Below are 8,814 nucleotides of genomic sequence, written 5' to 3' on the forward strand. Positions count from 1 at the left end.
CTTCCTTCCCTTTTTATATTTTAAGGCGTTCGGCTTTTTGTGTCTACACTAATATACTAACACCAAAATGACGTTAACTCCTCATATGAAGGGGCTTCTTGGCCGCTTCTAAATTTTGCTTGGTAAGCTACAGAAGTACCGTCTTCTTTTATTAACAAACCATCTACACCACTGTCGCGCTTTTCTAATTTAAATTTTTGTCGTAATTCTGCTGGTATATCGCTTTCCATATATAATTCGGAAATCATATACATATTTTTGAAAAAAGTAAAATAAGCGAAGACGAATTGCTCGAAAGCAGTGCCTTTTTCTTTAACATTTTCAATAGATTCAATTGCTGACTCCAATTCATCCCAAGATGAGTATTTTTGTAAAAAAACATTATGAAATATCATATAATGACCTCCTATACTTTATTTATATCGATTTCATCATATGTTACGTCAATATATGGCAATGTTATTGCGTTTATCTCTTCTAATACATTGATTTTGTTTATTAATTCTGTTGATAAATTATTTATTACATATATAACAATTTTACCTGAATACTCAAAGGCCAGAGAATCTTTCAGACAATAATGCAAAGTATATTTTTCCTGTGCTAATAGCTTATCTAAAATAAAATCCCATTCTTTAATTCGCCTAAATCCATTAATTTTATCAGGTAGTTTGTCTCTAATAGAAGGTGTTCTCCAATCAAGTAGTAATCCTGCAGTATAAAAAGGTAGTTTTATCCCACAGTGTGGACAGTATCTACTTTCAGAAGACATTTTTGTATTGCAGATATCGCAAATATTATATAGTGGGGCTTTGCAAAGATTGCATTCTCTTAAACCAACAGGTATTTGAAAATTACCACATTTTTGACAATAATAGACACGCCCTGTGGGCTTTAATGCAATTGTTGATTTATAAATATTAGGGTTTCCGCTTGCTTTGTGTAATTTGAGATTGTTTCCGCAAATCCTGCAATAAGAATCATCACTAACTATCGGATTTCCGCAAACTTCACAAGCATATTTACTAATAAATTGGAGGTATTCTTTATTTTTAATAAAATCATAGAATTGTTGCTCTAATGCAGCTTTATCACTCTCCATAAGGTGGTAATCTCTATGTATATCACTTATTACATACTCAGAAGCTTCTTCCGAAAGGTTACATAAAGATTGGATCTTAGCTCTATCTAAACAGTTACATGCCCTTAATATAGCTGTTGGTGCCAAAAGTTCAGCGGCAAACATTTCTGCTTCTCTTTCCAATACCCAATAATCATGGTTATTTTGAATATTAAATGTTGAGGGTATGTCAAAATCTTCAAAATGTCTTAGAAAAATATGGCCAAGTTCATGTGCTTTCGTAAAACGAATATGTCCAATGTTGCGATTAAGAGTTTTATAAATAGTAACATATATTCTCTGGCCCTTTATTATCTCATATTGAGTTATTGCACTAATATTGTCGTCTGAGACAAAACTATTAGGAAGAGGTATACTTGTGGCTAACACCGCCTCTTCTTCGGAAAAGCTTAATATTCCATTTGTTTTGTATATATTGTCTACATCTATAGGAAGAGAAGAAGCACCGCTGGAAAGTAATACTTTTCTGGCGGTACGTTTAACATGGCTTCTTCTTGGTTGTTTAGGTATGGAACTTGCGATGAGAGACCCCTCCTTAATTTCTAATCATCGGCAGAAATTCCTTGCTGTTCTAAAAGGAATTTAATATAAGTAGCCATTTGATCCATTGTTTCTTTTGAAACATCCTTAGCTCGAAATAAAGTTTTAACCAATTCTTCTGATTTTGATAAACTCTCTAAAAGCTCATCACCTTTACTTTTGGTGGAACGAACAAGTTCGTCTGCAGATTCTGCTTCTGAAACAAGTTTAATAACAGGAACACCTAGTTCATAGGAAATCCTACTAAACACTTCATATTCACATAAGGTTTCACCATTTTCCAACGATACTAATGTCTGAATAGGAATGTGTAAATTTGAAGCTAAATCCGATAAATCGATACCTTTACTTTCTCTAATTTTTTTTATTTTTTCACCTATAGTATTAGGATCGGAATCAAGGTACAATTCCTTCATATATGAATCATAATCTGTAGCGTTACTTATATATCCCCCCGCCTTTAAAGCTTCTTCAATCGGAATATTCAAAACTTTACATATGGCTTTGATGTTTTTAATAGAAGGATTCTTCCTATCACCGTTTTCAATTCTATGAATTTCTGTGTGACTCACACCAGATTTTTCTGCTAAAGCCCATTTTTTCATTCCTGCAGCTTCTCTTGCGGCTTTAAGAAATTTGCCAATAGCCGTTTCGGACATAAAATTCACCTCCTGTAAACAAAGTGTAGCACAAACCGAACCAAAACGCAATACTTTAATCAAAAATATTTTTTATAGATTGACAAAAGGTTCGGTTTTTAGTAGAGTAATATTGGAAGTATATCAGAGGCCGGTTAAACGGTTTTTTTATTAAAGTAAACCGAACCTAAAAGTTCATAAGGAGGAAATATGATTATTAACACCAATTATGTTCGAACTTTAGCGTTAAAAGAAAATCTGTCTGGAGCTCAATTAGCACGAAAAATGGGTGTTTCTGTTTCAGAAGCAAACAGAGTTTTAAATGGTGAACGAATAGGTGGAATAAAAGTAATGACCGGATTAATGAGAGCATTTCCAACTGCGGATATAGATAAGCTTTTTATTTTACCCATTACCGAACTAAAAAGTTCAATTAAACCTAAAGATGTTGGTTTAGTTCCAAACTTAAATTACATCAAATCATTAATGGCAAAAAAAGGATGGTCAGGCAGTGACCTTGCTAGGCATATGGGTGTTTCAATTACTGAAGCAAATAGGGTTCTTAGGGGTGCAAGAAAAGGAGGAAAAAAAGTCATTGGTGGCTTACTAAAAGCCTTTCCAGAAGAAGATTGGAAGGATTTGTTTATAAACATAAAATAATGAACTAAATCTAAGGAAGGTGTAGGTAATGCAAGACTCTATGAACAATGCAAAAATGCAACCAATAATTTTAATGCCCATAAAATGCAGACCATACAAGCATCAGATTCGTGCTTTCAATTTCATCTGTAGTCTATTTGGACTTTTGAAGGGTGGTGGTGTTCCTGCCATTTCCGGATGGGGTGCAGCGCTCCTGATGGAAATGGGCTGACCAGCACCGGGAAAACGCTTGTCTCAATCGCCATTATAGGAGCATTGAATGCTGTAGGAAGAATATACCGTGTGCTGATAGTCGCACCACTTTCCATACTTGGAGTGTGGGAGGATGAGTTTAAACGGTTCGCTGATTTTCCATATCAGCTTATAGTCCTTAATGGCACGATTCAAAAGAAAATTCAACAGCTTAGGTTTCTAACTGGCGAAGGTGTCCATGTGGTGGTAGTTAACTATGAATCTGCATGGAGAATGGAGAAGGAACTGGCAAACTGGCATCCTGACATCATCATTGCTGATGAAGGACACAAAATTAAAACTCATAATACTTCTGTTTCAAAGGCAATGCACCGGTTAGGCTTACTTGCCCGGTATCGGCTCTTACTGACAGGAACGGTTATAACCAACAAAGCCATAGATGTATTCAGCCAATATAAGTTTCTCGATCCACGTATCTTTGGAAACAGCTTCTATGCTTTCAGAAACCGGTATTTCAACATGGTCGGCTATGGCAATCATACGCCAGTGCTGAAAAAATCAATGGAACAGGATTTGATGAAGAGGATCCACAGCATTGCGTTCCGGGCAACTAAAGCTGAGTGTCTGGATTTGCCGGAAACTACCGATATCATTCGCCACGTTGAGCTTGAACCTGTAACTTTGAAGAAATATAAGGAACTTGTCAAACAAAGCTATACTGAGCTGTCAGCAGGGGAAGTAACAGCTACAAACATACTAACACGCTTGCTTCGTCTTTCGCAATTAACCGGGGGCTTCATCGGAAGCGATGATGGCGGAAGAATTGAACAGGTTAGTGATGCTAAACTAAAGGCTCTTGAAGATATCCTTGAGAGCAGCATACAAGAAGGACATAAGCTGGTTGTCATAGCAAGGTTTATCCCTGAAATCCATGCCATATGCAGGATGCTGGAAAAGAAGAGTATCGGCTATGCGTGTATTTATGGGGCGACTAAGGATCGCCAAGAGCAAGTCAGCCGATTTCAATGTGACCCTGATTGTATGGTGTTCGTAGGCCAGATTGCAACTGCTGGACTCGGTATCACGCTGACCGCTGCAAGTACAATGGTATTTTACTCCCTTGATTACTCAATGTCGAATTTCGAGCAGACAAAAGCCCGCATCCATAGAGTTGGGCAGAAGAACGGCTGCACATATATCTACCTTATCGCCAAGGGTACTGTGGATTCAAAAATCTTAACTGCTCTGCGCAACAAGGCAGACCTTGCAAAAATGCTGATAGACGACTACCGCAAAGGAGCAAACCCCTTTGCCCCGGAGGGAGGTGAAAGCTATGAGCGATAATGCAATGTTTGAACTTGCTGACCGCCTGAAGGAGCTGCGCGAGGCAAAGAAGGCTGCAGAAGCGGAACTAAAAAGCATCAATGCAGAGATTGACGATGTCGAATACCGCCTGTCTGAGCTGATGATCAGCAGCGAGACGCAAAACTTTACAAGAGCAGGAACAATGTTCTGCCTTTCAACGACAACAAGAGCCAGTGCTGCCGCAGGCATGAAGGAGGAACTGTTTGACGCACTACGCAGTAAAGGCTTTGGAGAACTCATCTATGAAACAGTAAATGCAAATTCCCTGTCAGCATTTGTTAAAGAACAGATTGCGGAGAATGGGGACGAGCTTCCGGACTGGCTGAAAGGCCTTGTGAATGTCTTCGAAAAGACAACAGTAACTGTGCGGAAAGCAGCAAGGTAAATAGCTTCAGAAAGCAATGCTCCAATATCAATGTTCAAGGAATAACTGTTCGAAGAACAATGCTTCAAAGAACAATGATATAGATTACATTCCAAATTCATAATTACGGAGGTATAAAAGCATGAAAAACAATGAACTCGTAACTATTAACGAAAATACAGGTTTTCTTCAGCTCGCTAATTTCAATCTTGACGAGGCAATGGCATCAGAACTTGACGGTCTTGACATGACTTTTGAACGCATAAAAATCCCGTCCGCAGGCAGCACAGTATTCGAAGTGCCCGGGGAAAATCCCGGAGAACCTGATACTGTCAAGGAATTCTCAGCGGTAATTCTTTATCATCATCCACTTTATGCATACTACAAGGACAAGTATACCGGAGGCAGTAACCCACCGGATTGCGGAAGCTTTGATGGTATAACCGGCGAAGGAGACCCCGGAGGAAGCTGTGCCAAATGCCCATATAATCAGTTCGGTTCGGGGGAAAACGGCAGCAAAGCTTGCAAGAACCGCCGCAGGATATATGTACTGCGTGAAGGGGAGATTTTCCCGTTGATACTCTCATTGCCAACAGGATCGTTGAAAGAGTTTTCCCGCTACATCAAAAGGCTGCTTTCTAAAGGTAAAAAATCGAACAGCGTAGTTACCCGCTTTTCATTGAAAAAGGCGACCAATTCAAGCGGTATCACCTATTCACAGGCTCAGTTTGCTGTAGATCGGGATCTGACCGCTGACGAATATGCGTTGATATCCAAGCTCTCCGAGCAGGTCAAAGCATTCAGTACCCGAGTCGGCCATGACACTGAACCTGCCGGTGAAGAGGTAATAAATGTAGACCCTGAATCAGGTGAAATTACTGAGCCGCTTAAGTGATCAAAGGCCCTATCGGAGGAACTTTCTATCTCCGATAGGGCGGAAAGGAGAACCGCATGGGATACAAATGTGTTTATATGCTGTCTGAAATACAAGAGTATCTGAAAAACACTGTCCTATTTGCTTTCGACTTTGAAACGTCACCCCGCGATAAATGGAGGAACGATAAAAGTGCAGCTCTGGATGCTCATAAAGCAGATATTACAGGAATCAGTTTTTCAGTATCAGAAGGGACTGCTATATATGTCCCACTTAAACATCGTAGCGGGCGAAATGCAGAGAACCAGGCGGCAATATGGGATTATCTGAAATTACTATTCGAATCAAAAGATGTAATAAAAGTTGCTCATAATCTGGCTTTTGAGTCTATGTTCCTTTACGCAAGAGGTATTGTCCTTCAAAAGCCTTGCTATGACACGATTGCAGCATCACAACTTACATTAAAAAGCAAGTGGGAGTTCAGAAGTCTTGCTGACAGCGGACTTAAAACGCTTGCGCCTGCACTCTGCAAAGCAGAAATGACAGAATTCTCAACGGTTACTGAAGGTCGGTTTTTCGATGAATTGAACCCTCAGGATGAGAAGACTGTCCGCTACGCTTGTGCTGACAGCGACTACACTCTTCGCTTGTATCATGTTTTCAATCAGTGGTTTGATAGATTTTTACCCAAACACAGAACTATTGTGGAAGAGGTAGAATCGCCTACATCAGTATATGTCGGGATAATGAAGTATAACGGCATATTGGTGGATAAGTCAGCCATGCTGAAGAAACAAGCGGAAGCCGCAGAAAAGATTGTCAGTATCAGAAAAGAGATTGCCGGAATTATCGGCAATGTAGAGATTGGGGCAAATGCTTCAACTTCAGCATTAAAAAAATATCTTTTTGTGGATCTCGGTCTTCCGGTAATGAAAACGACCGCAAAACATCAGGAAGCTGCCGATGATGAAACCATGATCCTATTAAAAGAATGGTGTGAATCCAACAGGCCTGAACTTGCTCGCTTATTTGAACTGGTGCAGGAATACCGCAAGTGGGGAAAACTCAAATCCACCTATATAGACGGGTATCTTCGATTTATTGATGAGGATACCGGCAGGATTCATCCGGACCTTATACCATTGGGGACAGAGACAGGCAGATTTGCGTCAAGAAATCCGAATATGCAGAATTGTCCGCGGAAAGACAATGACCCAATAGGCGTACGGAAATTTATTATTGCACCGGAAGGAAAGGCTATTTTATCCCTTGACTTTTCACAGATAGAACTGCGCGTCGGAGCGTTTTATTGCAGGGACAAACGTATGCTGGAAACCTATCGTACTGGCGGTGATATCCACGCTCAGACCACTTCTGTTATTTACCGCATTCCTTTTGAAGAGGCAGCAGACAAAAATGCCCCACATTATAAAGAGCGCAGGACCATTGCAAAGAACTGCAATTTCGGTGTGTTCTATGGCCTGTTTCCTACTGGCTTACAGAGAACACTTAAATTTAAAGCTGGGCTGAACCCAACTTTGTCCGAATGTGAGACCATCATTAAAAACTTGAAAGCCGGATACCCCGGTCTTGCCAAATGGCAGGATGAGGTAAAAAAGCGGGCTGCTGTAAGCTGCTATACAGAAACATGGCTGGGCAGGCGAAGATACCTGCTGGGAATTCGGTCATCAGATTGGGGCAAGAAGTCCTTTGCCGAGCGGTGCGCATTAAATACACCTATTCAAGGTACAGCGGCAGATATTCTAAAGCTTGCCTGTGGGCGCATCATCAGTGGACTTCCCGAAAGGCTCTGGCTGAAACCTATACTGCAGATACATGACGAGCTGGTTTTTGAATTACCGGAAGACAAGGCGGACGAAGCAGTTGCTTTTATAAAAGAGTGTATGGAAACACAACCCTTCCCTGAATTTGATGTACCTATTGTGGCAGAGGCTTCGGTAGGGAGAAATTTTGGAGAAATGAAAGAAATGGAGGATTGATATTATGACTAATTTACAGGTTTTTAAGAATACAGAATTTGGAGAACTTAAAGTACTCGTTATTGATGGAAAGGAATACTTTCCTGCAACGGATTGTGCAAGGATGCTAGGATATAGTAACCCTCGTGATGCGATACAACGCCATTGCAAACCAGACGGGGTCGTGAAACACGACGGGGTCACCTTAACTACAAATCAATATGGTGTCTCGACTGAACAGCATGTTGAACGGACTTATATTACAGAGGGAAATCTATATCGCCTTATTATACGAAGTAAACTACCTGCAGCCGAACGCTTTGAGAAATGGGTCTTTGATGAAGTGCTGCCTACGATCAGAAAACATGGAGTCTATGCTACGGATAAAGTTATTGAAGAGATGATTTCCAATCCGGAGTATGGCATCAGGATTTTCTCCGAACTGAAGGCAGAGCGCGACAGACGGAAAGCTTTAGAAATAGAAAATGCAAAGAATAAACAGATTATCAGCGAATTAAAACCCAAGGCGAGTTATTACGATCTCATATTGCAAAATAAGAGCCTTGTGCCGATCAGCAAGATTGCCAAGGATTACGGGATGTCTGGCCGCGCTTTCAATAAGCTGCTTCATGAGCTTGGAGTACAGTACAAAATGGGAAACTGCTGGCTTTTATATCAGGAGTACGCTGATCAAGGATACACGCAATCCAAGACCCATGCTATTGATGCAGAAAGAAGTGTAATGCACACATATTGGACACAAAAAGGAAGGCTATTTATCTATGACCTCCTTAAAAACAAGAAAGGTATATTGCCTGTAATCGAACGTGAACAGAAAAGCGCATAGGCAGGGGGTAATACCATGAGTATCAGCAAGTTTAACGCGGAAGGATATTATGACCCCACAGCCTATGAAGCACTGCTCCGGATTGAGCGGGAAGCCAGGAAAGCGCCTTATCGGCCGATGGTGTTCATCTGCAGCCCATATGCTGGTTGTATAAATGTCAAGATTAAAATGTAACTTTTTGATCATTTAAGAATGTAGCTTTTTTACTCATCCT

At 40.4% G+C, this 8,814-nt stretch carries 11 protein-coding genes; 8 read left to right on the plus strand and 3 right to left on the minus strand.

From position 1 onward, the window contains the following. Window positions 1-56: 56 nt before the first annotated feature. Window positions 57-395 (minus strand): hypothetical protein, encoded by a 339-nt coding sequence (locus tag EGD97_RS11935; RefSeq protein ID WP_127837528.1) that lies wholly within the window; start codon window positions 393-395, stop codon window positions 57-59. A gap of 11 nt (window positions 396-406) precedes the next feature. Continuing rightward, the gene (locus EGD97_RS11940; protein ID WP_164850218.1) at window positions 407-1,510 is read right to left on the minus strand and encodes an ImmA/IrrE family metallo-endopeptidase; all 1,104 of its coding nucleotides are present in this window, start codon (window positions 1,508-1,510) and stop codon (window positions 407-409) included. Here EGD97_RS11940 and EGD97_RS12475 point away from each other — a divergent pair. Further along, the gene (locus EGD97_RS12475) at window positions 1,500-1,727 is read left to right on the plus strand and encodes a hypothetical protein (RefSeq protein ID WP_164850219.1); all 228 of its coding nucleotides are present in this window, start codon (window positions 1,500-1,502) and stop codon (window positions 1,725-1,727) included. The genes EGD97_RS11940 and EGD97_RS12475 overlap by 11 nt on opposite strands. Here EGD97_RS12475 and EGD97_RS11945 read toward each other — a convergent pair. Beyond that, window positions 1,684-2,340, minus strand: a complete 657-nt coding sequence (locus EGD97_RS11945) for a helix-turn-helix domain-containing protein (protein WP_127837530.1) — start codon at window positions 2,338-2,340, stop codon at window positions 1,684-1,686. The two genes, EGD97_RS12475 and EGD97_RS11945, sit on opposite strands and share 44 nt — an antisense overlap. Window positions 2,341-2,529: 189 nt before the next feature. On the opposite strand from EGD97_RS11945, the gene EGD97_RS12635 reads away from it, so the two are divergent. The 7 genes from EGD97_RS12635 (at window position 2,530) to EGD97_RS11980 (ending at window position 8,774) form a co-directional block, all read left to right on the plus strand. Further along, a complete protein-coding gene (locus EGD97_RS12635; protein WP_228202030.1) occupies window positions 2,530-2,979 on the plus strand; it encodes a helix-turn-helix domain-containing protein in 450 nt (149 codons plus the stop codon). Window positions 2,980-3,156: 177 nt separating this feature from the next. Next, entirely contained in the window at window positions 3,157-4,515 is a 1,359-nt protein-coding gene (locus EGD97_RS11955) for a DEAD/DEAH box helicase (protein ID WP_127837531.1), read from the plus strand. Further along, window positions 4,505-4,921: a gp33 family protein gene (locus EGD97_RS11960; protein ID WP_205693994.1), complete on the plus strand. Its 417-nt coding sequence runs from the start codon at window positions 4,505-4,507 to the stop codon at window positions 4,919-4,921. Before EGD97_RS11955 ends, EGD97_RS11960 begins: the two co-directional genes overlap by 11 nt. 121 nt (window positions 4,922-5,042) lie before the next feature. Beyond that, complete coding sequence (locus tag EGD97_RS11965) at window positions 5,043-5,795, plus strand: hypothetical protein (RefSeq protein WP_059031412.1); 753 nt, start codon at window positions 5,043-5,045, stop codon at window positions 5,793-5,795. A gap of 56 nt (window positions 5,796-5,851) precedes the next feature. Beyond that, window positions 5,852-7,774: a bifunctional 3'-5' exonuclease/DNA polymerase gene (locus EGD97_RS11970; protein ID WP_127837533.1), complete on the plus strand. Its 1,923-nt coding sequence runs from the start codon at window positions 5,852-5,854 to the stop codon at window positions 7,772-7,774. A 4-nt stretch (window positions 7,775-7,778) separates the two neighbouring features. After that, window positions 7,779-8,600, plus strand: coding sequence for a phage antirepressor (locus tag EGD97_RS11975; protein ID WP_127837534.1), 822 nt, complete (start codon window positions 7,779-7,781; stop codon window positions 8,598-8,600). Between the two features lie 15 nt (window positions 8,601-8,615). Continuing rightward, a complete protein-coding gene (locus tag EGD97_RS11980; protein ID WP_456064401.1) occupies window positions 8,616-8,774 on the plus strand; it encodes a hypothetical protein in 159 nt (52 codons plus the stop codon). The last annotated feature ends 40 nt before the right edge of the window (window positions 8,775-8,814 follow it).

This window comes from Clostridium prolinivorans (assembly GCF_004011155.1).
GTDB classification, from domain to species: Bacteria; Bacillota; Clostridia; order Clostridiales; family Clostridiaceae; genus Clostridium_AT; species Clostridium_AT prolinivorans.